Annotated in this window: 20 protein-coding genes; 10 read left to right on the top strand and 10 right to left on the bottom strand. The window is 74.4% G+C overall.

Annotation, left to right across the window (positions count from 1 at the left end; translation table 11 throughout):
- Nucleotides 1–68: 68 nt before the first annotated feature.
- Entirely contained in the window at nt 69–2,258 is a 2,190-nt protein-coding gene (locus D7I43_RS34050) for an MMPL family transporter (protein WP_120327428.1), read from the top strand.
- Here D7I43_RS34050 and D7I43_RS05835 read toward each other — a convergent pair.
- Nucleotides 2,252–3,130, bottom strand: a complete 879-nt coding sequence (locus tag D7I43_RS05835) for a lytic transglycosylase domain-containing protein (RefSeq protein ID WP_120327344.1) — start codon at nt 3,128–3,130, stop codon at nt 2,252–2,254. The genes D7I43_RS34050 and D7I43_RS05835 overlap by 7 nt on opposite strands.
- 36 nt (nt 3,131–3,166) lie before the next feature.
- Nucleotides 3,167–4,573, bottom strand: coding sequence for a DedA family protein (locus D7I43_RS05830; RefSeq protein ID WP_120327343.1), 1,407 nt, complete (start codon nt 4,571–4,573; stop codon nt 3,167–3,169).
- A gap of 137 nt (nt 4,574–4,710) precedes the next feature.
- Between D7I43_RS05830 and typA the strand changes: the two genes are divergently transcribed.
- Nucleotides 4,711–6,579 carry a translational GTPase TypA gene (typA, locus tag D7I43_RS05825; RefSeq protein WP_120327342.1) on the top strand — a complete coding sequence of 623 codons (1,869 nt, stop codon included), beginning with the start codon at nt 4,711–4,713 and terminating at the stop codon, nt 6,577–6,579.
- Between the two features lie 302 nt (nt 6,580–6,881).
- On the opposite strand, the gene D7I43_RS05820 is transcribed toward typA, so the two are convergent.
- On the bottom strand, nt 6,882–7,550 hold the full coding sequence (locus D7I43_RS05820) for a class I SAM-dependent methyltransferase (protein ID WP_120327341.1): 669 nt from the start codon (nt 7,548–7,550) through the stop codon (nt 6,882–6,884).
- A gap of 72 nt (nt 7,551–7,622) precedes the next feature.
- On the opposite strand from D7I43_RS05820, the gene D7I43_RS05815 reads away from it, so the two are divergent.
- The gene (locus D7I43_RS05815; RefSeq protein WP_120327340.1) at nt 7,623–8,480 is read left to right on the top strand and encodes a serine hydrolase; all 858 of its coding nucleotides are present in this window, start codon (nt 7,623–7,625) and stop codon (nt 8,478–8,480) included.
- A gap of 170 nt (nt 8,481–8,650) precedes the next feature.
- Here D7I43_RS05815 and D7I43_RS05810 read toward each other — a convergent pair whose 3' ends face one another.
- Nucleotides 8,651–9,580: an NAD-dependent epimerase/dehydratase family protein gene (locus D7I43_RS05810; RefSeq protein ID WP_120327339.1), complete on the bottom strand. Its 930-nt coding sequence runs from the start codon at nt 9,578–9,580 to the stop codon at nt 8,651–8,653.
- A gap of 106 nt (nt 9,581–9,686) precedes the next feature.
- Here D7I43_RS05810 and D7I43_RS05805 point away from each other — a divergent pair, with 106 nt between their 5' ends.
- Together D7I43_RS05805 and D7I43_RS05800 are read left to right on the top strand one after the other, a co-directional pair.
- Complete coding sequence (locus D7I43_RS05805; protein ID WP_120327338.1) at nt 9,687–10,394, top strand: TetR/AcrR family transcriptional regulator; 708 nt, start codon at nt 9,687–9,689, stop codon at nt 10,392–10,394.
- Between the two features lie 102 nt (nt 10,395–10,496).
- Entirely contained in the window at nt 10,497–11,201 is a 705-nt protein-coding gene (locus D7I43_RS05800) for a lysoplasmalogenase (RefSeq protein ID WP_120327337.1), read from the top strand.
- Here D7I43_RS05800 and D7I43_RS05795 read toward each other — a convergent pair.
- Nucleotides 11,167–12,000, bottom strand: coding sequence for a tyrosine-protein phosphatase (locus D7I43_RS05795; protein WP_120327336.1), 834 nt, complete (start codon nt 11,998–12,000; stop codon nt 11,167–11,169). The genes D7I43_RS05800 and D7I43_RS05795 overlap by 35 nt on opposite strands.
- A 43-nt stretch (nt 12,001–12,043) precedes the next feature.
- On the opposite strand from D7I43_RS05795, the gene D7I43_RS05790 reads away from it, so the two are divergent.
- The gene (locus tag D7I43_RS05790) at nt 12,044–13,141 is read left to right on the top strand and encodes a mandelate racemase/muconate lactonizing enzyme family protein (RefSeq protein ID WP_120327335.1); all 1,098 of its coding nucleotides are present in this window, start codon (nt 12,044–12,046) and stop codon (nt 13,139–13,141) included.
- A 57-nt stretch (nt 13,142–13,198) separates the two neighbouring features.
- Nucleotides 13,199–14,116 (top strand): C40 family peptidase, encoded by a 918-nt coding sequence (locus tag D7I43_RS05785; protein ID WP_120327427.1) that lies wholly within the window; start codon nt 13,199–13,201, stop codon nt 14,114–14,116.
- Between the two features lie 91 nt (nt 14,117–14,207).
- On the opposite strand, the gene D7I43_RS05780 is transcribed toward D7I43_RS05785, so the two are convergent.
- Nucleotides 14,208–15,206 (bottom strand): TerC family protein, encoded by a 999-nt coding sequence (locus D7I43_RS05780; RefSeq protein ID WP_120327334.1) that lies wholly within the window; start codon nt 15,204–15,206, stop codon nt 14,208–14,210.
- Between the two features lie 513 nt (nt 15,207–15,719).
- Here D7I43_RS05780 and D7I43_RS05775 point away from each other — a divergent pair.
- Nucleotides 15,720–16,013: an antibiotic biosynthesis monooxygenase family protein gene (locus D7I43_RS05775; RefSeq protein WP_120327333.1), complete on the top strand. Its 294-nt coding sequence runs from the start codon at nt 15,720–15,722 to the stop codon at nt 16,011–16,013.
- A gap of 191 nt (nt 16,014–16,204) precedes the next feature.
- On the opposite strand, the gene D7I43_RS05770 is transcribed toward D7I43_RS05775, so the two are convergent.
- Together D7I43_RS05770 and uvrB are read right to left on the bottom strand one after the other, a co-directional pair.
- Nucleotides 16,205–17,065, bottom strand: coding sequence for a helix-turn-helix domain-containing protein (locus tag D7I43_RS05770; RefSeq protein ID WP_120327332.1), 861 nt, complete (start codon nt 17,063–17,065; stop codon nt 16,205–16,207).
- A 151-nt stretch (nt 17,066–17,216) separates the two neighbouring features.
- Nucleotides 17,217–19,325 carry an excinuclease ABC subunit UvrB gene (uvrB, locus tag D7I43_RS05765; RefSeq protein WP_120327331.1) on the bottom strand — a complete coding sequence of 703 codons (2,109 nt, stop codon included), beginning with the start codon at nt 19,323–19,325 and terminating at the stop codon, nt 17,217–17,219.
- A 392-nt stretch (nt 19,326–19,717) separates the two neighbouring features.
- Between uvrB and D7I43_RS05760 the strand changes: the two genes are divergently transcribed.
- Nucleotides 19,718–21,163: a hypothetical protein gene (locus D7I43_RS05760; protein WP_240032810.1), complete on the top strand. Its 1,446-nt coding sequence runs from the start codon at nt 19,718–19,720 to the stop codon at nt 21,161–21,163.
- A gap of 19 nt (nt 21,164–21,182) precedes the next feature.
- Here the strand turns inward: D7I43_RS05760 and coaE are convergent, their stop codons facing one another.
- Both coaE and rpsA read right to left on the bottom strand, forming a co-directional pair.
- Nucleotides 21,183–22,364, bottom strand: a complete 1,182-nt coding sequence (coaE, locus tag D7I43_RS05755; protein ID WP_120327330.1) for a dephospho-CoA kinase — start codon at nt 22,362–22,364, stop codon at nt 21,183–21,185.
- Nucleotides 22,365–22,612: 248 nt separating this feature from the next.
- Nucleotides 22,613–24,094, bottom strand: a complete 1,482-nt coding sequence (gene rpsA / locus D7I43_RS05750; RefSeq protein ID WP_120327329.1) for a 30S ribosomal protein S1 — start codon at nt 24,092–24,094, stop codon at nt 22,613–22,615.
- Between the two features lie 471 nt (nt 24,095–24,565).
- Here rpsA and D7I43_RS05745 point away from each other — a divergent pair, with 471 nt between their 5' ends.
- Entirely contained in the window at nt 24,566–25,369 is an 804-nt protein-coding gene (locus tag D7I43_RS05745; protein ID WP_120327328.1) for a class I SAM-dependent methyltransferase, read from the top strand.
- Nucleotides 25,370–25,439 lie beyond the last annotated feature (70 nt).

Raw genomic sequence — 25,439 nt, 5'->3', positions numbered from 1 at the left:
TCGGTTTGCAGCATAGTTCACGTGCCGATAATCTCGACCATCGAGATACTTGATGGGCGGGAGAAATGATGGAGCCTCTGCGCGCGGCCGGCCGCCGGTTCTCCGCGGCGGTCACCGGCCGGTGGAGTGCCTGGCTCGTCCTGCTGGTCGCCCTGGCCCTCTCCGGCGCCGTCGTCTCGCTCGGCGGCGAGGCGCGCACGAGCAACGACCCGACCGGGGCGTTGCCGGCGAGCACCGAGTCGGTCGAGGCCGCCGCGCTCGCCCGCCAGCTGCCCGGCGGGCGGGTCAACCCGGCCCTGGTCGTCTACTCCCGGGACGGCGCCCCGCTCGACGCCGGCGACGAGGCGGCGATCGGGGTCCACGTCCGCGCGTTCGCGCCGGTCGCCACCGGGCCGATCTCCCCGCCGGTCCTCTCCCCCGACCGGTCCGCGGCGCTGCTCGCCGTACCGTTGCCGGCCGACGCGTCACCCGACGAGGTCACCGACGCCGTCGACCGGCTGCGTGACGCCGCCCGCGAGGGGCTCCCGTCCGGGCTGACCGCCCAGGTCAGCGGCGGCGCCGGCTTCCGCGCCGACGTGGCCTCCTCGTTCGACGGCGCGAACCTCACGCTGCTGCTGGTGACCGTCGCCGTGGTGGCCGGGCTGCTGATCGTCACCTACCGCAGCCCCTGGCTCTGGCTCGTGCCGCTGGCCGTGGTCGGCGCCGCGGACGTCACGGCCAACGGGCTGATCGCCGTGCTCAGTCGCGCCGTCGACCTGCCCATCGACCCCTCCACCACCGGCATCGTCGACGTGCTCGTCTTCGGCGCCGGCACCAACTACGCGCTGCTGCTCATCGCCCGGTACCGCGAGGAGCTGCGCCGCCGCCCCGACCGGCGCGAGGCGCTGCGCCGGGCGCTGACCTCCGCCGGTCCGGCGGTCGCCGCGAGCGCCACGACGGTGGTGCTGAGCCTGCTGACGCTGACCGTCGCGGTGCTGCGCAACGACCGGGCGATCGGGGTCGCGGGCGCGGTCGGCATCACCACGGCCGCGCTGTACGGCCTCGTCGTCCTCCCCGCCGCGCTCGCGGTGTGCGGGCGGGGCCTGTTCTGGCCGTTCGTGCCCCGGCCCGGCCAGCCCGAGCCGACCCGCGCCGGCGGCTGGGCGAAGGTCGGTGCCGTGGTCGCGCGCCGGCCCCGGGCGGTCCTCGCCGGTGTGCTGATCCTGCTGGTCGTCCTCAGCAGTGGGCTCGCCGGGGCGCGACTGGGACTCAGCAAGACCGAGCAGTTCCGGGTGCAGGCCGAGTCGATCGACGGCCTGCGTACGCTGAGCCGCCACTTCCCGGCCGGCGCCGCCGACCCGACGGTGGTCGTCGGGCGGGCCGCCGCCGAGGAGCCGCTGCTGTCGGCGATCACCGGAACCCCGGGCGTCGCCAGCGCCCGGCCCTCCGGCCGCACCGCCGACCTCGTCGGTGTGGACGTGGTGCTCGCCGCCGAGCCGGACAGCGCGGCCAGCTACGACACCATCCGTGAGCTGCGCGACCGGGTGCACGCCGTGCCCGGGGCCGACGCCAGGGTCGGCGGCACGGTGGCCGCCAACCTGGACACCCGGGACGCGGCCGTACGCGACCTGAGGGTGGTCGTACCCCTGATCCTCGCCGTGGTGCTGCTCGTGCTGACGGTGCTGCTGCGCTCCCTCGTGGCGCCGCTGCTGCTCGTCGCCACCGTGGTGGGCACCTTCTTCGCGGCGCTCGGGGCGAGCGTCCTCCTCTTCACCCACGTCCTGGGCTACCCGGCGCTGGACACCAGCGTGCCGCTGCTGTCGTTGCTGTTCCTGGTGGCGCTCGGCGTGGACTACAACATCTTCCTCGCCGCCCGCGCCCGGGAGGAGGCCGCCGGCGCGGGCACCCGGCAGGGCATCCTCACCTCCCTGGCCGTCACCGGCGGTGTGATCACCAGCGCGGGCGTCCTCCTGGCCGCCGTGTTCGCGGTGCTCGGGGTGCTGCCGCTGGTCACCCTCACCGAGATCGGCATCATCGTCGGCCTGGGCGTCCTGCTGGACACGCTGCTGGTGCGCACGCTCCTGGTGCCGGCCATCGTGCTGCTGCTGGGCCGGTGGTTCTGGTGGCCCGGCGCGCTCGCCCGGCAGGCCGATCCGGCGCCGTCCGGCGCGGGGTCCGACCCGCCGGACGGCGCGGGGTCCAGCCCACCGGACGGCGCGGGGTCCGGCCCGCCGGACGGCGCGACGCCGGCCCGCGAGGGCGCCCCCGCGGGTCAGTAGTCCAGGCAGACGCACTCGGTCATGAGGGCCCGCACGTTGCGCACGTACTGCGGGTTGGGGATGGTCAACGGCTCGCCCTCGCGGGCCACCGCGCCGTGGCCGTAGTTGTACGCCGCGATGACCGCGTTCAACAGGCACGAGTTCAGCTCGCTCGTGCACAGGTCGGCGCTCAGGTCGTAGGGATTCTCGTTGGCGTCGAAGTACATGTCGCCGATGTACTTCGTGAGCCAGGCCAGGTAGGTGCCACCCAGGTAGGCGTTGTCGCGGTAGTCGTCGATGTCGTAGCTCTGCTCGAACCGCTGGTTCATCCACTCCGCGGTCGCCGGCATAACCTGCATCAACCCGACGCCGCCGTCGCACGCGACGATGTGGGACTGCCAGCCGCTCTCCTGCCAGGCGGTCGCCTTCAGCAGGTTCAGCGGGATCTTGATCTCCGGCGCCGAGACCGGCCAGTACTGCCGCGCCGCCGCGTCGGACAGGGCCGCCTTGACCTGCGACCGGCTCGCCTCGTCACCCTGGTAGGTGGGCTTGCATCCGGTCGGCGCGGGCCTGGGCGGCGGAGGCGGGACCTGCGTCTCGGTCGGCGGCTTCGGCGTGGGGCGCGGTCCCGCCGTGCGCTTCGGCTTCGGCTTCGGCTTCGGTGAGGCGCTGGGCGAGCGGGTCGGCGCAGTGCCCATCCCCTCCTCGGCCGGGACGGATGGCGCGGCCAGCTCCGCCGGCTCGGCCGAGGCCTCCCCGGACACCACCACGGGAACGTCCGCCGCCACCGGCAGCTCCTGGGGCCGGGCACCCTCGTCGGCGCATCCCCCCGCCGTGACCAGCAGCAGCCCGGCGATCACCGCCGCGCCTGTCCGCACCGCCCGACGACGCATGCCGGCGCCCCTTCCCCCCGTTGACGTCGCCGCACCCTAACAGGGTTCGACCGGGTGCCGTTGCCCCTCGGGGCGGTCCGGCGCGGACGTCGACCGCCCCGTCCCGCCGACCGCCCGGTCGCGGGTGGCCCAGGCGACCATGAACACCGCCGTCCACAGCACCCCGAGCAGGATTCCGGCGACGGCGCCGCTCGCCGTGCTGAGGCCCAGGTAGAGACGGGCCCCGGCCAGGTACACCACCCCGGCGGCGGCACCCGTCCAGGCGGCCACCGCCACCGGCCAGCGGGCCCCCCGGGACAGCAGCCAGGCCAGCGTGCAGAGGCTCGCCGTCACCACGGCGGTCTGGGTCGGGAAGCCGACCCCCGGTCCGGCCCCGTCGCCGCCGGCCAGGCCGGCGGCGACGGCCAGCACCACGAGCGGGACGAACGCGCCCACCGTGCCGACGAGGCCGAGCAGGTCGGCCCGCCACGACCGCCGCCGCCAGGCCAGGACGGCGGCCACCACGGCGACCAGCGCGATCAGCACCGGGCCGCGCAGCACGGACACGGTCGCGTGCACCGCGTCGACCGCGTCGGGGGTACGCCGGTCGGCGAACCACCCCGCGATCGCGTCGTCGACCAGGGACAACCCGCTGTTGCGCACCACGTACTGCAGCAGCGCGGTGAAGGCGAGACCGGCGGCGAAGAGCAGCAGCAGGCCGGTCACCAGGTTGAGCAGCAGCGTCCAGCCGGGGCCGATGCGCATGGCGAGCAGGAAGAAGAGCACCCCGTACCGGCCGGCGAGCCACCGCACCGGCGGCAGGGCGGTGGCCCGGGACAGCAGCGCCCGGACCGGGTCGGGGTTGCGCCCCAGCCAGCGGCCGGCCAGCACCACGGCCGCGAGCGCGGCCAGCAGCACCAGTGCCGCGCCGGTGGCCCGCCCCAGCAGCCGGGACACCGTCTCGTACGACTCGCCGGCCAGGTATCCGGCCAGCACCGAGCCGCCCACCCAGCCCACGACACCGGCCAGGTTCCACGGGGCGAACCGCCGGTACGGCATCCCGGCGGCGCCCGCCAGCCGGGGCACGAGCGTCCGGACGAAGGCGATCCAGCGGGCCGCGAAGACCCCCCGGCCGCCGAGCCGGTTGAGCAGCCCGTCCGCCCGCTGCCAGCGTTCCGGCCCGACCCGCGTGCCCAGCCCGCTGGCCCGCAGCCGCGGCCCGTACCGGCGGCCGGCCCGGAACGCCAGTGTGTCCCCGATCACCGCCGCGACGATCATCACGAGCAGCGCCGGCGCGAGCCGCAGCGTCCCCGCGTACGCTAGGAAGCCGACCAGCAGCAGGGTCGCCTCTCCCGGCACCACCAGACCGAAGATCACGGCGGTCTCCCCCGCGACGATCAGCGCGGCGACCAGGTAGATGAGCAGGGGCGGCAGACCCTGCAGGACGGTCAGCAGGTCGTGCACTCGGCCCCCATGAACACGAGGGTCAGCATGCCAGCCGCCGCAGCGGCTGGGACAGGAGTTTCACCAGAGATCCGGGCACATCCGGGGGTTCACCCCGAGGCGTGCCCGGCGACCGCGGACAGGAGAGTATGGAGGGTATGCAGCTACGCACCGACCTCCGCAACGTCGCCATCATCGCCCACGTCGACCACGGCAAGACGACCCTGGTCGACGCCATGTTGCGGCAGGCCGGCGCGTTCAGCGCCCGGGCCGAGGTGGCCGAACGGGTCATGGACTCCATGGACCTGGAGCGGGAAAAGGGCATCACGATCCTCGCCAAGAACACCGGCGTGCACTACCTGCCCGCCGACGGCTCGGATCCGGTCACCATCAACATCATCGACACCCCCGGCCACGCCGACTTCGGCGGCGAGGTGGAGCGCGGCCTCACCATGGTCGACGGGGTCATCCTGCTGGTGGACGCCAGCGAGGGTCCGCTGCCGCAGACCCGTTTCGTGCTGCGCAAGGCCCTGCAGGCCCGCCTCCCGATCATCCTGGTGATCAACAAGGTGGACCGGCCGGACGCCCGGATCAAGGAGGTCGTGGACGACACCTACGAGCTCTTCCTCGATCTGGACGCCGACGAGGAGCAGATCGACTTCCCCATCGTGTACGCCTGCGCCCGCGACGGGATCGCCTCGCTGACCCAGCCGGCCGACGGCGCCGTGCCGGACGACAGCCACAACCTCGAGCCGCTGTTCCGCACCCTGCTGGACACCATCCCGCCGCCCGCGTACGAGGAGGGCGCGCCGCTGCAGGCGCACGTCACCAACCTCGACGCCTCGCCGTTCCTCGGCCGGCTGGCGCTCTGCCGCGTCCGTCAGGGCACCATCAGCAAGGGTCAGACCGTGGCCTGGTGCCGCACCGACGGCAGCACCCAGCGGGTACGCATCTCCGAGCTGCTGATGACCGAGGGCCTGGAGCGCAAGCCCGCCGAGTCGGCGGGGCCGGGCGACATCATCGCGGTCGCCGGCATCCCCGAGATCATGATCGGCGAGACCCTGGCCGACGCGGAGAACCCGGTCCCGCTGCCGCTGATCACCGTCGACGAGCCGGCGATCTCCATGACCATCGGCACCAACACCTCCCCCCTCGTGGGCCGGGTGAAGGGCGCCAAGGTCACCGCCCGGATGGTCAAGGACCGGCTCGACAAGGAGCTCATCGGCAACGTGTCGCTGCGGGTGCTGCCCACCGAGCGGCCGGACGCCTGGGAGGTGCAGGGCCGCGGCGAGCTGGCGCTGGCCATCCTCGTCGAGCAGATGCGCCGGGAGCAGTACGAGCTGACCGTCGGCAAGCCGCAGGTGGTCACCCGGGAGATCGACGGGCGGACCTGCGAGCCGGTGGAGCGGCTCACCATCGACGCCCCCGAGGAGTACCTGGGCGCCATCACCCAGCTCCTGGCCACCCGCAAGGGCCGCATGGAGCAGCTCGTCAACCACGGCACCGGCTGGATCCGGATGGAGTGGCTGGTCCCCGCCCGGGGCCTCATCGGCTTCCGCACCGAGTTCCTCACCGAGACCCGGGGCACCGGCATCCTGCACCACGTCTTCGAGTCGTACGAGCCGTGGTTCGGCGAGCTGCGTACCCGCGCCACCGGGTCGCTCGTGGCCGACCGGGCCGGCGTGGTCACCGCGTTCGCCATGACGAACCTGCAGGAACGCGGCCAGCTCTTCGTCGAGCCCGGCACCGAGGTGTACGAGGGCATGATCGTCGGGGAGAACTCCCGCTCCGACGACATGGACGTCAACATCACCAAGGAGAAGAAGCTCACCAACATGCGCTCCTCCACTGCGGAGGAGACCGAGAAGCTGATCCCGCCGCGGAAGCTGTCGCTGGAGCAGGCGCTGGAGTTCTGCCGCGAGGACGAGTGCGTCGAGGTCACGCCGGCCGCGGTGCGCATCCGCAAGGTCGTGCTGGACCAGACGCAGCGGGGCCGCCTGGCCGCCCGCCGCAAGCACGCCGGCTGAGCCTCCCCAGCCCCGCGGAGCCCGGGTCGCCCTTCGGGCGGCCCGGGCTCCACCGTCCCGCCCGGCGCCGCCTCCTTCGGCCCCGCGCCCCCCTCGGCCCCGCGCCCTCCTTCGGCCCCGCGCCCTCCTTCGGCCCCGGTGATCATGACGTTGGCGGGCGTTTTGGAGATCAACTCGCCCGCTAACGTCATGATCACCGGCGGGGCTGAGGGAGCCGGAGGGCCGGGCGGGGAGCCAGGGGGACGGGGGGCCGGGGGACGGGGGGACGGGGGGCCGGGGACGGGAGGGCCGGGGGCTGGGCGTCAGGGGGTTGGTTTGGTGGCCTGGAGGGCGAACACGTCGGGGATCGGGCCGGGGCCGGACTCCTCGACACCGGTGAGCACCAGGCCGGCGTCCGCGACGGCGGTGAGCAACCCGCCGAGGGGCAGGTGCCAGGCGCCCACCCGGGCCCGCACCCCTGTGGAGTTCCAGCTCCGGAAGGTGTGCTCCCGCTCCGCGTACCCGCCGTCGACCACGATCCGCTCCGGGTCGGACCGGTCGGCGAACGCGCCGCAGAAGCAGGGGTGCACGCCGACGTGCACGAACCGGCCGCCCGGCGCCAGCACCCGGGCCGCCTCGGCGATGGTCGCCGGGTAGTCCGGCATGTCGGTGTGGGCGAGCACGCACACCACGGCCGGCACGGCGGCGTCGCGCACCGGCAGGGCCGTCGCGTCGGCCCGGGCCACCGGCAGCCGTACGCGCGCGTGCCGCAGCTGCCCCGACGACAGGTCGACGCCCACCGGGTCCCAGCCCAGCCGGCGTAGCTCGGCGGAGTGCGCGCCGGTGCCGCAGCACACGTCGAGGCAGCGCCCCGGGCCGGTGCCCAGCAGCCGGGCCAGGACGTCCCGCACCCGGTCCATGTATCCGGACGCCGTGTCGGAGGCGTACTCCTCGTACCAGTCGGCGATGGCGTCGTACGCGGCGGTTGTCATTCCCGCACGCTAGACCCGCGGCGGCCGTGCCCGCAGCCCCGCGCCCCGCCATGATCCGCTACGGTCACCGGCATGACGTGGGACGATCTCGACGACCGGCTGGCGCGGGTGCCCGGCACCGTCTCGGCGCACGTGGGGCGGCTCGACGCCCCGCCGGCCTGGACGCGCGCGGCGGACGCCACCCACTACGCGGCCAGCACCATGAAGGTGGCGGTGCTCGTCGCGCTGCACCGGGCCGCCGAGGCGGGCGCCCTCGACCTGGGCGCCCCGGTGCCCGTGGTCAACGAGTTCGACTCGGCGCTGCCGGGGGCGCCCCGCTTCTCCTGCGCCCGGCACTACGACAACGACGACGCCGTCTGGGAGCGGCTCGGCGGAAGCGCGCCGCTGCGCTGGCTGGCCCACCGGATGATCGTCCGGTCCAGCAACCTCGCCACCAACCTCGTCATCGGCCACGTCGGCCTGCCCGCGGTCGCCGACGTCTGGCGGCTCGTCGGCGCCCGGCACAGCGTCACCGGCCGCGGCATCGAGGACTTCGCCGCCCGCGACGACGGCATCACGAACCTGGTCACCGCCGCCGACCTGGCCGCCCTGCTCGGCGCCCTCGCCACCGGCGCGGAGCGCGCCGGTGCGCTCGCCTCGCCGGCCGCGTGCGCCGAGATGCTGGATGTGCTCGTCGCGCAGGAGCACCGGGAGGACCTCGCCGCCGGCCTGCCTCCGGGCACCCGCATCGCCCACAAGAACGGCTGGGTGCGCGGGGTCCGCCACGGCGCCGGGGTGGTGTTCCCCGACGACGCGCCCCCGTACGCGATCGTCGTCTGCACCACCACCGACCTCGCCGACGGGGGTCCGAGCGGGGACGCCGACGACGACGCCTGCCAGTTGATCGCCGACGTCTCCGCCCGGGTGTGGGCCGCCCGCCACGACCTGTAGGCCGCGGCCACCCCCGCCGGGAACCGGCCGTACGCCGCGCCCCGCGCGCGATCCGGGCCAGCCGGGAGGGTACGCACGGCCCGGCGCGCCTCGGACAACACGACGCGCGGCCACACGGCCGCCCGCGGCGCACGTGTGCGATCCGGCGCGCACGGGTGCCGCCGGGATGCTCAGGGGCGGGTGGCCAGCGCCGCGCGGAACCAGTCGACGGTGGCGGCCACCGCCTCCGGCAGCGGCGTCGGCCGGACCCCGAAGTGCGCCTCGTACGCGGAGGAGTCCATCACCTGCGCCTCCTCGTACTGGTAGAACAGCTCCGCGTACTCCCGCATGAAGCTCTCGTCGAACGGCCCCCACGGGCGCGGCGCGTCGAGCACCTCCACGGTGAGCGGGTGACCGACCTCCTGCGCGATGAGCCGGTGCACCTCGCGGGTGCTGCGGGCCGGTGCGGTGGGCAGGTGCCACACCCGCCCGTCGGCCGCCGGGTCGGCGCCGAGGCGGGCCAGGCCGGCGGCCACGTCCGGCAGGTAGCTGTAGCTGTGCGGCAGGTCGATGTCGCCGAGGGCGAGCACCGTGCCCCCGGCCAGCGCGGCCGGGAAGACGGCCCCGCCGAGGCTGGAGTTGAACACCCGGGGGCCGAAGAAGTCGGCCGAGCGGCCCATCACCACCGGCAGCAGCCCGTCCCGGTGCGCGGCGAGGTACGCGGCGTCCAGGTCGGCCCGCATGCGTCCCTTACGGCTGACCGCCCGCCACGGCGTCTGCTCGGTCATCACCGCGCCGCCGGTCGGCCCGTACGGGTAGAGCGTGTCGAGCACGACGAGGCGTGCCCCGGCCGCGGCGGCGCCGGCCAGCACCGCGCGCTGAATCCGCGGCATCACCTCGACCTGCTGGGCGTAGGCGACGTTCGCGCAGTGGTACACGACGCGTGCACCGGCCACTGCCGCCGTGGCCTGGGCGGGGTCGGTGAGGTCGGCGGCGACCGCCGTGGCGCCCGGGACCACCGGCTCGCCGGTGCGGCTGACCGTGCGGACGCGGTGGCCGATGTCGATGAGGTGCTCGGCGAGCGTGGTGCCGGCGGGGCCGGTGCCGAGGACGACGTGCAGTTCCGTCCTTGTTAGTCATATTAACTCTGGTTAGAGACTCTAACCGAAGTTAGACTGCGCGTCGAGGTGCCGCACATCACGCGGTCCCCGACCCGGGAGGGATGCCGTGACGGAAGGCAGGGCCGGTGGTCCCCGCGAGCGCTACCGCGCGCAGGTACGCGCCGAGATCAAGCAGGCCGCGCTGGACCAGGTCGCGAACGGAGGGGCGGGGGCCGTGGCCCTCACCGGCATCGCCAAGCGCCTCGGCGTCTCCGGCCCGGCCCTGTACAAGTACTTCGCCAGCCGCGACGACCTGCTCACCGAGCTGATCCTCGACGCGTACGCCGAGGTGGCCACCGCGGTGGCGGCGGCGGCCGAGGCGAGCCGCGACGCCTCCCCGCGCGACCGGCTGCACGCCCTCGCCGCCGCCTACCGGGACTGGGCCCTCGCCCACCCGCAGAAGTACCTGCTGCTCACCGGGCCGCCCAGCCCCACCTACCAGGCGCCCCCGGAGACCGTCGACCGGGCCCGCGCCGTGCTCGGCCCCTTCCTGGCCGTCCTCGCCGAGGGACGCCCCGGCACCGGTGCCGCCGACGTGCGCGACCAGTTGGTCCGGTGGGCCGAGGCCACGCCGGCCGTCGCCGCCTGGGTACGCGCCTTCGCTCCCGACGGCGACGCCGGTGACGCGCTCACCGGCGCGGTGACCGTCTGGGCCCGCCTGCACGGCGTCCTGGGGCTGGCCACGGTCGGCCTCTTCGCCGGGATGGGTTTCGACCCGGCCGCGCTGCTCCACGCCGAGATCGACGCGCTCGCCGACCAGTACGGCCTGCCCTGACCCCGGCCTCCGCCCAGCGACGTCACCACGGGGCCGATCGACGGACGGCGCGGACGCCTACCCGCCGGTAGGCTGCCCGTACCCCGCACCCCGGAGCCGCCGATGCCCCGCAGCCGTCTCCTCCTGGCCGCCTTCGTGGCGGTGGCCGCCGCGAACCTGCTCGCGAACGCCGCCGACCACCGCGTCGCCGAACTGGTCACCAAGCCGCTGCTCATGCCGCTGCTCGCCGCCCACCTCTGGCAGGCCACCACCGCGCAGGGCCGGCGCACGCCCCGGCTGATCCTCGCCGCGCTGGCCCTGTCCACCGGCGGCGACGTCGCCCTGCTCGGCACCGGCACCGGCTGGTTCCTCACCGGGATGGCCCTCTTCCTCGGCGCGCACCTGTGCTACGTCGCCGCCTTCACCCGGCACGGCGCCGCCGCCGCGCTGCGCCGCCCGCCGCTGCTCGCCGTCCCCCTGGCGTACGGGCTGCTGACCGCCGCCGCGCTGGCCTGGATGTGGCCCGGGCTCACCGACGCCGGGCTCGCGGTCCCGGTCACGGGCTACGCGCTCGCCCTGTCCACGATGGCCACCACGGCGGCCGCCCACGGCTGGCGGGTCGGCCTCGGCGGCGCGCTGTTCCTCGCCTCCGACCTGCTGATCGCCACCGGCGTGGCCGGCGTCCTCGACCCGCCCGGCGCCCCCGTGCTGGTCATGGCCACGTACGCGGCCGGGCAGGCGCTGATCGTCACCGGTCGGGCCGCCCCACCCCCGGCCGCGCCCCGCCGGGCGGTCACTCCAGCAGCTGCGCCCGCAACGCCGCGATGACCTCGTCGGTGAGCCCGAGCCCGTCGCGCAGGTACGCCTCGACCGAGCCGTGCACCCGGCGCACCTCGTCGTAGGCGGCATCGAGGTACTCCGGACGCACCTCCAGCACCGGCAGCACCGCCTCGACGTCCAGCTCCGGCTGCCGGCGGCGCATCGCCTCCAGGAGCACCGCCCGCAGGCTCTCGGTCAGCGCGTTGTTACGCAGGTACTCGGCCCGGATCGCCTCCTCGTCGACGCCGAGCGCCGTCAACAGGATCACCGTGAGCCAGCCGGTGCGGTCCTTGCCGGCCGAGCAGTGGTACACCAGCGGCAGGTTCTCCGGCCGGGCCGCCAGCCGCACCGCCTCGGCGAAGCCCGCCCGCGCCGACTCCCCCGTCACGAACCAGCGGTAGATCGCCGCCATGGCCGCCGGCGTACCCTGCCGGGCCAGCTCGGCGTACGCCGTCAGGTCGTGCCCCAGCAGCACGGCCGAGACGTACGTGAAGACGGGGTGCTCCGGATCGTGCACCGGCAGGTGCACCGTCCGTGGCTCGCCGACGAGCCGGTCCGCCGGCGCCACCGCGATCTCGGAGGCGTCCCGCAGGTCGATCACGCAGGCCGGCGCGAGCTTGCCGAGCACCGTGAGGTCGTCGTCGGTCAACCGGCCCAGCGCCGGCGTACGGATCAACCGGCCCGTCCGCACCCGGCGGCCGTCCGCGCCGACCAGCCCGCCCAGGTCACGCGCGTTCGGCGCGCCCACGAGCGCCCATTCCCGCCCGCCCGCCGGCTCCTCCACGGTCCGCTCGCCACCCTCGCTCATCCGGCCGCCCCTTCGCCCAAGCCCTGCGTATAGGGTGCCGCACATGACGATCGCCGCGGTACGCACCTACCGGCTCACCGCCCCCTTACACACCCCGTTCGTCACCGCGCTGCGCCGTACCACCACCGTGGACACCCTCGTCGTCGAGGTGGTCGACACCGACGGCCGTTCCGGGTTCGGCGAGGCGCCGCAGGTGTGGCAGGTGACCGGCGCGTCGATCGAGGGCTCCGAGGCGTGCGTCCGGCAGCTGCTCGGCCCGCTGCTCACCGGCCGCGACCCGGACGAGCTGGTGGCCCTCTGCACGCAGGTGCGGCGCGCGGTCGTCGGCAACGAGGCCGCCAAGATGGCCGTCGACGTCGCGCTGCACGACCTCGCGGCCCGGCGGCTCGGCGTACCGCTGGCCCGGCTGCTCGGCGGCACGACGCTCACCGTCCCCACCGACGTCACGCTCGCCGCCGGCGAGGCCGCCGACCTCGCCGACACCGCCCGCAGGCGCGTCGCCGAGGGCTTCGACGTGCTCAAGCTCAAGGTCGGTACGGACGCGGCCGGCGACCTGGACCGCGTCCGGGCCGTCCGCGCCGCCGTCGGTCCCGGCGTGCGGATCCGCCTCGACGCCAACCAGGGCTGGACCCCGCGGGAGGCGGTGCGGGTGATCCGCGGGATCGAGGACGCCGGCCTCGACGTGGAGCTGGTCGAGCAGCCCGTCCCCCGGTGGGACCTCGACGGGCTGGCCTGGGTCAGCGACCGGGTGGACGTGCCGATCCTCGCCGACGAGGCGGTCTTCGGGGTCCGCGACCTCGTCGAGGTGATCCGCCGCCGCGCGGCCGACCTCGTCAACGTGAAGCTCGCCAAGTGCGGCGGCCTGCACCCGGCGCGCACCCTGCTCGACCTGGCCACGGCGCACGGCCTCGGCACGGTCGTGGGATCCATGATGGAGAGCGGGATCGGCATCGGGGCGGCGGCCAGCCTGGTCGCCGCGTACGGCACCAGCGCCGTGTCCGACCTCGACGCCGCATGGTGGCTGGCCGACTCGCCGGTCCGCGGCGGCATCCGCTACGACGGCGCCACCGTGGTGCTGCCCGACGCTCCGGGGCTCGGTGTCACGTCGGTCGCTGAAGCAAACATTCAGACGGTCGGTTGAGGCTCGTTGATTTCTTTCATAGGGTCGCGGGAGCGGAGGCACGAGGTGGGGGTGGACGTGGAGCTGCAACCGGGCCGCGAGGCCGTCGTCCGGGTCGCGGTGGCGACACTCTGGAAGTCCCCCGAGGCGGTACGACCGGTGGACCGCCCCGCCCTCGCCGCGCGCACCGACATTCCGGGATGGATCTCGGGGATGGACAGCGACCAGCAGGTCGGCGACTGCGTGCTGAGCCAGCTGCTGCTCGGTGAGCGGGTCCTCGTCACCGACGTCCGCGCGGACGGCTGGGCGCACGTGATCGCCGTCGAGCAGCCCGCCGCCAAGCTCGACCCGCGCGGCTATCCCGGCTGGCTCCCCGCCGACCAGCTCGCCCCGGCTCCGGCGGCCGACGGCGTCACTCCGATGGTGGTGGACGCCGTGGCCAGCGCGCTGCACGCCGCCCCCGACGGTCCCGTCGTGCTGCCCGGCGTCATCCTCGGCACCCGGCTCGCGGCGGCCGGCCCGGCACGCGAGGGCTGGCGGCCCGTGCACGCCCCCGGCCACGCCGACCCGCTCTGGCTGCCCGAGGCGCATCTCGCCGCGCTGCCGGCGGACCCGCCGACGGCCGCGGAGGTCCTCGCGGTGGCGCAACGGCTGCGGCACGTGGTCTACATCTGGGGCGGGGTCTCCGCGTACGGCATCGACTGCTCGGGCCTGGTGCACCTGGCCTGGCGCCGCTTCGGGGTACGGCTGCCGCGCGACGCCGACGACCAGGCCGACGCCACCACCCCGCTGGCGCTGGGCGACGAACGCCCCGGCGACCTCTACTTCTTCGCCCGCCCCGGCCGGAAGATCCACCACATCGGGATCGTCACGGCCGAACCCCGCGACGGCGGCGACCGGCGGATGCTGCACGCCTGCTACCGGCAGCGCCGGGTGCTCGAGGAACAGCTGCCCGCCGACCGCGTCGCCACCCTCGTCGGCGCCCACCGGGTCTGACCCTCGCCGCCCGCACGTGGGGCGCCTCCCGGGAGGCGCCCCGCCGCACGTCATCCGCCCGCGTCGGCGGCCATGAGCCCGCGCCGTGCGCTCAGCCGCGCGCCTCGGCGAGTGCGCGGCGCCGGTCCCGGGCCGACTTGACGAGGCTCGCCGCCGTGGCCACCAGCAGCGTGCCGACGATGACCAGCAGGGACAGCCAGATCGGGATGTGCGGGGCCCAGGCCACGTGCTCGCCGCCGTTGATGAACGGCAGGTTGTTGTCGGCGAGCGCCTCCAGCACCAGCTTGACGCCGATGAAGCCGAGCACCACGGCCAGGCCGTAGCTGAGGTAGATCAGCCGGTCGAGCAGGCCGCCGAGCAGGAAGTAGAGCTGCCGCAGCCCCATGAGGGCGAAGACGTTGGCCGTGAAGACCAGGTACGCCTCCTGCGTGATCCCGAAGATCGCCGGGATCGAGTCCAGCGCGAAGATCAGGTCGGTGGTGCCGATCGCGATCATCACGATCAGCATCGGGGTGAACAGGCGACGGCCGTTCTCGTGGGTCGTGAACCGCGCCCCGTCGTAGCCGCGGGAGACCGGCAGCGCCTTGCGGCTCCAGCGGATCAGCACGTTCTCGGAGAACTCGTCCTCGTCCGGCTCGCCCTGCCGCGCCAGGTTGACGGCGGTGTAGATGAGGAACGCGCCGAAGATGTAGAAGACCCAGGAGAACTGGGAGATCAGCGCGGCGCCGGCGGCGATGAACCCGCCCCGCATGACCAGCGCCAGCACGATGCCGATGAGCAGCACCTTCTGCTGGTACGGCCGGGGCACGCCGAACCGGGCCATGATGATCACGAAGACGAACAGGTTGTCCACCGACAGGCTGTACTCGGTCAACCAGCCCGTGTAGAACTGGCCGGCCGCGCTCGCACCGGAGAACAACCACAGGCCCGCGCCGAAGAGCAGCGCCAGGCCCACGTAGAAGCCGACCCAGAGACTCGACTCGCGCACGCTCGGCTCGTGCGGGCGGCGGCCGATGATGAGCAGGTCGACCAGCAGGACCGCGATCAGTGCGACGAGCGTTCCCGCCCAGACCAGCCCGGACACGTCCAACGTTCATTCCTCCGGCAGACACGCGGCGACCGGCACACCGTACGCCCGATGGGCGTGCGGCGTGCCGGCGATGCTCGCTGTGGTGACTGTCGGAGGTCTCTTCCGTCACCACGAGGGGTGGTGACCGGCGGGGCCGGGTCGCGCCACCTCGGGTGGTCGACCGTGCTGACGACTCCGCCACGGGGGAATACTCCCCTCCTCGATCACCATTGTGGCGCACGTGGTCGGGTGACCGCACGCCGGGCGTCGGTGGCACCAGCCACGCACGGTCGTCCGGAGCGCGGTGCGGTTACCGTTCTCACATCCGGCAGGGCGTCCTAGGAGACTGGGCTGTGGGGTGGGAGCGGCGGCTCGGGGGCGGTGCAGGCCGGGGCGGCGGGGCGAGAACCCCACCGACCCCCCGTGGGGCGTCCGGCCGCGAGTGCCTGTCGAGCTGCCCCAGATCTGGGGCAGCTCGACGTGGCGGGGCCACCCGCCCCGCGGCGGGCACCGGCGGCGTGGGAGGCTTCCGGCATGGTGCTCGAAGTTGCGCTGATCGACGTCCTGCCCGGCCACGAGGACGCGTTCGCGGCCGCGTACGCCCAGGGACACCCCATCCTCGCGGGCACGCCCGGCTGCCGCTCGGTGCGGATGACCCGGGGCATCGAGTCCCCGACCCGCTTCGTGCTGCTCGTCGAGTGGGACTCGGTCGAGGCGCACGACGACAACTTCCGCGCCACCGAGCGGTTCACGCAGTGGCGCGCCCTCATCGGGCCGCACTTCGCCAACCCGCCGGTCGTCGAGCACTTCCTCGACGTGCCGGCGTGAGGCCGGCACCGGGGCGCGCGACGCAGCGGGCTTGTCCTGGCGCCGACGCAGCCGTGCCTGTCCTGGCCCGACCCGCCGGGGCACGACCGGCCGGACTGTCGTAGCCCTGTCCTATCCTCCCGAGCGCGTGCGGGCCACCGGTCCCCGACGGGCTCGGGGGCGCCGGGCCCGGTGGCCGCGCACGCCGCCGGTCAGTCGCCGAGGTCGCGCGTCAGCGCCGTCACCGTCTCCTCCGCCGAGAGCGCGACCGCCAGCAGCGCCTCGGTGATCCGCTCGTACCGGTCGACGTCCGCGGCGGTCGCCAACCGCACGTCGGTCGTGAGGGCCTCCAGCATCACCGTGTGGGGGTCGGCGGGGTCCGGGAAGGCGTAGCAGGAGTACGGCGTGAGAGGCTGCAACCCGTGACCCGCGGACCCGCCCCGGGGCAGCAGCCGGACGGTCACGTGCGGCAGGTCGGCCAGCGCCACCAGGTGCCGCACCTGTTCCCGCCACACCGGCGCCGGGACGTCCCCCGGGTCGCAGGCGGCCTCGCCGAGCAGGGCCGTGTAGCGGGGCGGGTCCGCGCGGCGCAGCACCTCCTGCCGCACGCCCCGGGCCCGCACCTCGGCGTCCACGTCGAGCGCCGGGTCGAGCGCCGCGCTCGCGGTGAGGCGCAGCCGGGCGTACGCCGGGGTCTGCAACAGCCCCGGCACGACGACCGGCTGGTACTCGACGATGCGGGCCGCGCCCGCCTCCAACTCGGCGTACGTGCGCTGCCGCTCCCCCATCTCGCCCAGCGCCTTCCACCAGCCGCGGCTGGTGGCGGCGTCCCGCGCGATGACGATCAGCTCGTCCCGCAGCGGCGCCGGCACCTGGTAGACGTCGAGCAGGTCGAGCACGTCGGCCAGGTCGGGCCGGCTCTGGCCCAGCTCGATGCGCGACAGCTTGGACGTGGAGGCCCAACCCAGCCGGTCACAGACCTGCTCCAGGGTCAACGCCTCACGCCGGCGCAGCTGGCGCAACTCGGCACCGAGCCGTACGCGGCGAATGACAGGACTCGTTGGCAACGGCATCCGGGCCTCCCCACCGAGGGAGAGTACGCAGGACAGTCACACACTGCAATACCTTGCTTGCGCAACGCAACCGCGGCCGGCCCCGCAGGACGACGGGCGGGAGCCCGACGCGGACGTGCCGCGCGGACTCCCGCCCGTCGCGGGACTCGCCTCACTTCACGCCGGCGGCGTCCATCCCCCGCAGCTCCTTCTTGAGGTCGGCGATCTCGTCGCGGATCCGGGCGGCCAGCTCGAACTGCAGCTCCCGGGCGGCGGCCAGCATCTGGTCGTTGAGCTCCTGGATGAGCTGGGCGAGGTCGGCCCGGGCCATCCCCTCGCGCGACGGGGTGGCGGCGGCCCGGCCGCGGCTGCGGGTCTCCTTCACCGGCGCCTTGCCCCGCGACAGCTGCCGCACCGCCCCGCCCACGCGGGTGCTCTGCGCCGTGTCCTCCGCCTCGCGGTAGATGTCGTCGAGGATGTCGTGGATCTTCTTGCGCAGCGGCTCCGGGCTGATGCCGTGGGCCTCGTTGTGCGCGATCTGCTTGGCCCGCCGCCGGTTGGTCTCCTCGATGGCGTCCGCCATCGACGGGGTGATCTTGTCGGCGTACATGTGCACCTGGCCGGAGACGTTACGCGCCGCCCGGCCGATGGTCTGGATGAGCGACCGGCCGCTGCGCAGGAAGCCCTCCTTGTCGGCGTCGAGGATCGCCACCAGCGACACCTCGGGCAGGTCGAGGCCCTCCCGGAGCAGGTTGATGCCGACCAGCACGTCGTAGTCGCCCTTGCGCAGCTCGCGCAGCAGCTCCACCCGGCGCAGCGTGTCGACCTCCGAGTGCAGGTACCGCACCCGGATGCCGTTCTCCAGCAGGTAGTCGGACAGGTCCTCGGCCATCTTCTTGGTGAGCGTGGTGACCAGCACCCGCTCGTCCCGCTCGGTGCGCAGCTTGATCTCGTGCATCAGGTCGTCGATCTGCCCCTTCGTGGGCTTCACGATGACCTCCGGGTCGATCAGGCCGGTCGGGCGGATCACCTGCTCGACGAACTCGCCCTGGGACTGCTCCAGCTCCCACGGGCCGGGGGTCGCGGAGAGGAAGACCATCTGGCCCACCCGCTCCAGGAACTCGTCGAACCGCAGCGGCCGGTTGTCGGCGGCGCTGGGCAGCCGGAAGCCGTGGTCGATGAGCATCCGCTTGCGGGAGGCGTCGCCCTCGTACATGCCGCCGATCTGCGGGATGGTCACGTGCGACTCGTCGACGACGGTGAGGAAGTCGTCGGGGAAGTAGTCCAGGAGGCAGTGCGGCGGGCTGCCGGGGAGCCGGCCGTCGATGTGCATCGAGTAGTTCTCGATGCCCGAGCAGAAGCCGACCTGCCGCATCATCTCGATGTCGTACGTCGTGCGCATCCGCAGCCGCTGGGCCTCCAGCAGCTTGCCCTGCCGCTCCAGCTCCGCGAGCCGCTCGGCCAGCTCGGCCTCGATGCCGCGGATCGCCCGCTCCATCCGCTCCGGACCGGCCGCGTAGTGGGTGGCCGGGAAGATCAGCAGGTGGTCGACCTCGCGGACCACGTCACCGGTGAGCGGGTTGAGGTAGTAGAGCTTCTCCACCTCGTCGCCGAACAGCTCGATCCGGACGGCCAGCTCCTCGTACGCCGGGATGATCTCCAACGTGTCGCCGCGGACCCGGAACGTGCCCCGGTTGAAGGCCATGTCGTTGCGGGTGTACTGGATGTCGACGAGGCGGCGCAGCAGCTGGTCGCGGTCGAGTTCCTGCCCGACGGCCACCCGGACCGCCCGGTCCAGGTACTCCTCCGGGGTGCCCAGGCCGTAGATCGCCGACACGGTGGCCACCACGACCACGTCGCGGCGGGTCAGCAGCGACATGGTCGCCGAGTGCCGCAGCCGCTCGACCTCCTCGTTGATCGAGGAGTCCTTCTCGATGTAGGTGTCGGTCTGCGGGATGTACGCCTCGGGCTGGTAGTAGTCGTAGTAGGAGACGAAGTACTCGACGGCGTTGTGCGGCAGCAGCTCGCTGAACTCCTTGGCCAGCTGCGCGCAGAGCGTCTTGTTGGGCGCCAGCACCAGCGTCGGCCGCTGCAACCGCTCGATGAGCCACGCGGTGGTGGCGCTCTTGCCGGTGCCGGTCGCGCCGAGCAGCACGGTGCTGCGGTCGCCGCGCCGGACCCGCCGCTCCAGTTCGTCGATGGCGGCCGGCTGGTCGCCGGCGGGCTGGAACTCGCTGACGACCTGGAAACGGCCGTCGAGCCGGGGAATGTCGAGCGCCATGACCTCAACGGTACGCCGACGGTCCGACAGGATCGGCCCGCACGCAGGGTACGTGATCAGCTTCGATATTCCCATTGTGTGGCACATGCCACCCGGCTACCCTCAACGCGTAGGCCGCTCGCGGCGGCCGACCGGGCGCGTGGCCGGGCCGACATCAACTCCGGCTCGCCGCCCCCGGCACGGTGGTCGCAGCACCCGGTAGCCCGGCGTGCGCACCCGATGTGGTCGCGCTGAAGGCGCAGACCGGCCGCCGCGAGCGCCCCCACTCGTCACCCAGCCGCCGTCCGGGCGTTCAACAACTCGTGGACACCTCCCGAGCCCGGGCCGCCCGCCCGGATCCCGCGGGCACGTCCCCGGCCGCCCGCGCCGGCCCGACCCGCTCCGTTCCGCCCGTGACCGTGCCGCCGCCCGGACCGGCCGGCACCGGTGCGGACGACACCGGCCTGCTGCCGAAGGTCGTGGCCCGCCGCCGCCGTCACCTGCTGGCGCTGCTCGGGCTCGTCGCCGTCCTGTCCGCCGCCGGGCTGGTGCTCGGGCTGCTCAGCTGGGCCCCCGAGCCGGCCGACCCGCCCCGGGCGCTGACCGCCGCGGAGAGCCAGCGGCTGGCCGCCGTGCGGGTCACCAACTACCGCGACCTGCGGGCCGGGGTCCAGGTGACGTTCGGTGCGGGCGCGGCCCGCACCGAACTCGTCGGCTGGGTCGACTGGTCCCGGCCGCTGCTCTACGTCGACGTCGGCGGCCCGGGGGCGGGAAGCGAGCGGGGGCTGCTCCAGGCGACTCCCACGGTGGTGGTGATCCGCCACGACCCGACGGCGACGCCCACCGCCGCGCGGCCCCCACTCGTGCCCCCGGCCGACCGCTGGCGGCTGCACGAGCTGGCCGCCGGCAGCGCCCTGCGCCCCGTCCTGGACCTCCTGTTCGACCTCGCCGCCGACCGTCCCGACCCGGCCGGCGCCCCGCCCGTGGCGGACGCCCGCTGGGTGGCCCGGGAGGACGTCGAGGTCGGTCCGGTCGACGTGTTCGAGGCACCGCTGCCCGGTCGGGCGGCGGCCGGCGCGCTCCCACCCGACCCGGCCCGGTACTGGGTCGACGCCGACGCCCGCCTGCACCGGCTGACCGCCCGGCTCGCCGCCGCGGGGCCGGTGACGGTGACCGTGAACCGCCCGGACCGCCCGACCCTGCGCCCGGTCGACGCCCTGGGCGGCCGTCCCGGCCTGCCCCGGGCCCTCACCACCGCCGAGCAGGCCCGGTTGCAGCGCCTCCCCGAGCGGCTCCGCGCCCGCGGTGGCGCCACCGTGACACTCACCGCCCCGGTCGACCCGCGCACCAATCTGCGCGGCACGGGCTGGCTGAGCTGGACCGCCCGCACCGCGTACCTGGCGGTGACCGACCTCTGCACCCCGGAACGCCGGACCCTGCTGCGACGCGGCGCCGACGCGACCGTACGCGCGACGGTCACCGCCGAGGGAGACCCGGAGAAGCCGGCGCCCCCTCCGCTCCCCCCGCCCGCCGGCGCCGGCTGGACGTCGGAGCGGGCCGGGACGGACGCGCTCACCCGGCTCGTCGACGCGGCCCTCGCCGCCGGCCGGTCCACGCCACGCGGCACGGCGGTGCGGCTGCGTGAGGACAGCGTGGCCGACCGGGCCGTGGACGTCGTGGAGCTGCGCGGCGGCGGGGACCAGCTGCGCTACTGGATCGACCGCGACGGCCTGCTGCGCCGCGTCGAGCTGCGCACCCGGCCGGGGATCTGGGCGCAGCTCGATTTGACTCCCGGTTCGGTGCCGCCGCTGCCCGCACCGACGCCCGCCCACGCACCGTCCGGGCGACCGTCGAGGTGAACCCGCCGGCTGGCGGCCCTCAGGGACGCCAGCCGGTTTGCGCGGCCCACTCCTCGGCCCGCAGGTACTCCTCGTCGAACCACGGATCGCGGGCCGTCGTGTAGGCCGCGCTGTCCGGCGCGGAGGCCGCCAACTCCCGCTTCAGCAGCAGGTACGCGGCCCGCTGGCCCGGGTCGGCGCGCAGGTGGTCGCGCATCAGCAGCGCGTGCCGCCAGCCCGGCGAGTCGGCCGAACGGACGTGCAGGCTGACCGGGCGGGCCGGGTCGGCGCTGCCGTGCAGCCGCTTCTCCCACCGGTCGCCGCCCACGGGTCGGGGATCGTCCCACCGGTCACCCGACACCCGCGGAAACCCGGCGTCGGCCAGTCGTCGGGCGAACTCCCCGTCGGCCTCCGCGAGGCTGGGCACGGTGAGCTGGATGTCGATGACGTCCTTGGCGGCCAGCCCGGGGACCGCGGTGGAACCGATGTGGTCGATCCGCAGGTCCGCCGGGGCGAGCGCGTGCCGGATCCGGGCCGCCAGGCGGGCGTACTGCTGCGGCCACGTCGGGTCGTACTCGACCAGCTCCACCCGCCCCGGATCGGCCACCCGCCGCTCGCGCACGTTGCGCTCGTACGGCACCAGCCGGCCGTCCCAGAGCGCGTCGACCGCCGCGTGCAGCGCCGCCAGGCTGCCGTCGTTGCGCAGCAGCACGTCGGCCGCCGCGCGCCGGCGGGCGTCGTCGGCCTGCGCGGCGATGCGCCGCTGGGCCTCCTCCCGGGTCATCCCCCGGTCGCGGGCCAACCGCTCCAGGCGGGTCGCCACGGCCGTCTCCACGACGACCACGAGGTGGTACGTGGGCACGAGCCCCACCTCGACGAGGAGCGGCACGTCGTTGACCACGACCGCGTCGGGCGCCGCCGCGGCGGCCAGCTCGGCCGTGCGGGCCCGGACCCGGGGATGGGTGATGGCCTCCAGCCGGCGCCGGGCGGCCTCGTCACCGAAGACGATGGCGCCGAGCGCGGCACGGTCGAGGCTGCCGTCGGCGGTCAGCACGCGCGGGGAGAACGCGTCGACGATCTCGGCGAGCCCCGCGCTTCCGGGCGCGACCACCTCGCGGGCGACCCGGTCCGCGTCGATGAGCACGGCGCCCCGTGCGACGAGCCGCGCGGCCACGGCGCTCTTGCCCGATCCGATCCCCCCGGTCAACCCCACCATCAGCACGGCACCAGTCAACCGGATGCCGCCCGCCGCGCCAAACCGGCCCCCGGGCCCCGCGGCGGTCGGGCGGGCTTCGGCCGAGGCGCCGTTCACCCCGCCGCCCCGGCTCGGACGCGGGGGCCCCACGCCCCACCGGACGGCCCCTGCGGCCCGATCGGTGCGGGCGGGAGCGGGTCCGGCCCACGACGAAGGCCCCGCCCCCGGCGATCCGGAGATCGCGGGGACGGGGCCCGTCGTGGTGAATCAGCGGGTCACTTGCCGCCGGCGAGCTTCTCCCGCAGGGCGGCGAGGGCCTCGTCGGTGGCCAGCGTGCCGGACGGCTCCTCCTGGCGGCTCGGGGCCGCGCTGGACGAGACAGCACCGGTGGTGGCCGGCGCCGGGTTCGCCGCGGCCTCGGCCTCGGCGGCACGCGAGTTCTGCACCTGCCGCTGGTGGGCCTCCCACCGCTGGCGCGCCTCCGCGTACTGCTGCTCCCAGGCCTCGCGCTGCTTCTCGTACCCCTCGAGCCACTCGCCCGTCTCCGGGTCGAAGCCCTCCGGGTAGATGTAGTTGCCCTCGGCGTCGTAGGTCGCGGCCATGCCGTAGAGGGTCGGGTCGAAGTGCTCCTCGCCCTCGACGAAGCCCTCGTTGGCCTGCTTGAGCGACAGCGAGATCCGGCGCCGCTCCAGGTCGATGTCGATGACCTTGACGAGGACCTCGGAGCCGACCTGCACGACCTGCTCCGGGATCTCCACGTGGCGCTCGGCCAGCTCGGAGATGTGGACCAGGCCCTCGATGCCGTCGTCGACCCGGACGAACGCACCGAACGGCACCAGCTTGGTGACCTTGCCCGGCACGATCTGCTGGATCGCGTGGGTGCGCGCGAACTGCCGCCACGGGTCCTCCTGCGTCGCCTTCAGCGACAGCGAGACCCGCTCGCGGTCCAGGTCGACGTCCAGGACCTCGACCTCGACCTCCTGGCCCACCTCGACGACCTCGGACGGGTGGTCGATGTGCTTCCAGGACAGCTCGGAGACGTGCACCAGACCGTCCACGCCGCCGAGGTCGACGAACGCGCCGAAGTTGACGATCGAGGACACGACGCCCTTGCGGACCTGCCCCTTCTGGAGCTTGTTGAGGAACTCGGTGCGCACCTCGGACTGGGTCTGCTCCAGCCAGGCCCGGCGGGACAGGACCACGTTGTTGCGGTTCTTGTCCAGCTCGATGATCTTGGCCTCGAGCTCGCGGCCGACGTACGGCTGCAGGTCACGCACGCGCCGCATCTCGACCAGGGAGGCGGGGAGGAAGCCGCGCAGCCCGATGTCGAGGATGAGGCCACCCTTGACCACCTCGATGACGGAACCGCGGACGACGCCGTCCTCGTCCTTGATCTTCTCGATCGTGCCCCAGGCCCGCTCGTACTGCGCCCGCTTCTTCGAGAGGATCAGACGCCCCTCCTTGTCCTCCTTCTGGAGGACGAGGGCCTCGATGTGGTCACCGACCGACACGACCTCGGCCGGGTCCACGTCGTGCTTGATCGACAGCTCCCGAGAGGGGATGACGCCCTCGGTCTTGTAGCCGATGTCGAGCAGGACCTCGTCCCGATCGACCTTGACGACGGTGCCTTCGACAATGTCGCCGTCGTTGAAGTACTTGATGGTCTCGTCGATCGCCGCGAGGAAAGCTTCCTCCGAGCCGACGTCGTCGACGGTGACCTTGGTGGCGCTCGAGGGAGCCTCGATGCTGCTCGTCATGTGGGCGGTTGCTCCGGTCGGATGGGTTGTCACAGCAGGCTTGGTGTCGCGGTGACCCGATCGCGCCAGCGGACCCGTCGCTTGGCGCACCGAACGATTGCCAGATGCGATGATGTGGCGCCGTCAGTGGCTTCGTCGGTGGCCTCGTCGACAGCGCACCTGCTCCCTGCCGAGGTGCACGATCCGCGAGCGCATCGTCTAGCCTACCCTGCGCATTACCACAGCGTGCAAGCCCTCCCGCCGGCTCATCGTGCCGTGAGCTGCGAAAGCCGCGGAATCGCCCGGATTGCGTCGCACCTGTCTCGTCCGTCACGCCCGCCACGGGGCGACCGTCACCGCGCCGGCGCCCGCGGCACCACCGGCTCGCGTGCCCCGCCCCGCCCGGCGTGGCGGCCGCGCCCGACGTGGCGGCCGCGCCCGACGTGGCGGCCCCGCTCCGCGTGGCGGCGGCCGAGGCCCTAGCGTGGGCGCGTGGACGACGACAGCCGGGTGACCCGACGCCGGGTCGCCGACGCCGAGGCCCGGGTGGCGAGCCGCCGCTGGTGGGACGCCGACGCCGACGACTACCAGGCCGAGCACGGGACGTTCCTCGGCGACGTGGACTTCGTCTGGTGCCCCGAGGGGCTGCGCGAGGCGGACGTGCACCTGCTCGGCGACCTGGACGGGCGCCGGATCCTCGAGGTCGGCTGCGGCGCCGCGGCCGCCGCACGGTGGCTCGCCACGCAGGGCGCCCACCCCGTCGCCATGGACCTCTCCGCCGGGATGTTGCGGCACGCCGCGGAGGCCGCCGACCGCACCGGCGTACGCGTGCCGCTCGTGCAGGCCGACGCGCTGGCCCTACCCTTCGCCGACGCGGCGTTCGACACCGCCTGCACGGCGTTCGGGGCGATCCCGTTCGTGGCCGACTCGGCGGCGCTCATGCGGGAGGTGTTCCGGGTGCTGCGCCCCGGCGCCCGCTGGGTCTTCTCGGTCACCCACCCGATGCGGTGGATCTTCCTCGACGACCCGGGCGAGGGCGGCCTGCGGGCGGTGCACTCGTACTTCGACCGCCGGCCGTACGTCGAGCAGGACGAGGCGGGCGTGCCCACCTACGTCGAGCAGCACCGCACCCTCGGCGACCGGATCCGGGAGCTGGTCGGCGCCGGGTTCCGCCTCGTCGACCTCGTGGAGCCGGAGTGGCCCGAGGGACACGAGGGGATCTGGGGGCAGTGGAGCCCGTTGCGCGGTCGGCTCTTCCCGGGCACCGCCATCTTCGTCGCCGAGAAACCGGCCTGACCCGCCGCCCACGCGCACACCGGCCGCGGCCGGCGCGGGTACCGGCCTGCGGCCGGCGCGGGTCCGCCCC

Source organism: Micromonospora globbae, assembly GCF_003610785.1.
Classification (GTDB): Bacteria; Actinomycetota; Actinomycetes; order Mycobacteriales; family Micromonosporaceae; genus Micromonospora; species Micromonospora globbae.
Note: the sequence above shows the minus strand (reverse complement) of the source record. Positions and strands in the feature narration are given on the sequence as shown.

Coding starts and splice junctions, on each gene's coding strand:
- D7I43_RS05800 (WP_120327337.1), top strand. CDS start 10,497: ATGCCCCGCAGCCGTCTCCTCCTGGCCGCCTTCGTGGCGGTGGCCGCC.
- D7I43_RS05775 (WP_120327333.1), top strand. CDS start 15,720: ATGGTGCTCGAAGTTGCGCTGATCGACGTCCTGCCCGGCCACGAGGAC.
- D7I43_RS34050 (WP_120327428.1), top strand. CDS start 69: ATGGAGCCTCTGCGCGCGGCCGGCCGCCGGTTCTCCGCGGCGGTCACC.
- D7I43_RS05790 (WP_120327335.1), top strand. CDS start 12,044: ATGACGATCGCCGCGGTACGCACCTACCGGCTCACCGCCCCCTTACAC.
- D7I43_RS05835 (WP_120327344.1), bottom strand. CDS start 3,130: ATGCGTCGTCGGGCGGTGCGGACAGGCGCGGCGGTGATCGCCGGGCTG.
- D7I43_RS05795 (WP_120327336.1), bottom strand. CDS start 12,000: ATGAGCGAGGGTGGCGAGCGGACCGTGGAGGAGCCGGCGGGCGGGCGG.
- D7I43_RS05815 (WP_120327340.1), top strand. CDS start 7,623: ATGACGTGGGACGATCTCGACGACCGGCTGGCGCGGGTGCCCGGCACC.
- typA (WP_120327342.1), top strand. CDS start 4,711: ATGCAGCTACGCACCGACCTCCGCAACGTCGCCATCATCGCCCACGTC.
- D7I43_RS05770 (WP_120327332.1), bottom strand. CDS start 17,065: ATGCCGTTGCCAACGAGTCCTGTCATTCGCCGCGTACGGCTCGGTGCC.
- uvrB (WP_120327331.1), bottom strand. CDS start 19,325: ATGGCGCTCGACATTCCCCGGCTCGACGGCCGTTTCCAGGTCGTCAGC.
- D7I43_RS05820 (WP_120327341.1), bottom strand. CDS start 7,550: ATGACAACCGCCGCGTACGACGCCATCGCCGACTGGTACGAGGAGTAC.
- rpsA (WP_120327329.1), bottom strand. CDS start 24,094: ATGACGAGCAGCATCGAGGCTCCCTCGAGCGCCACCAAGGTCACCGTC.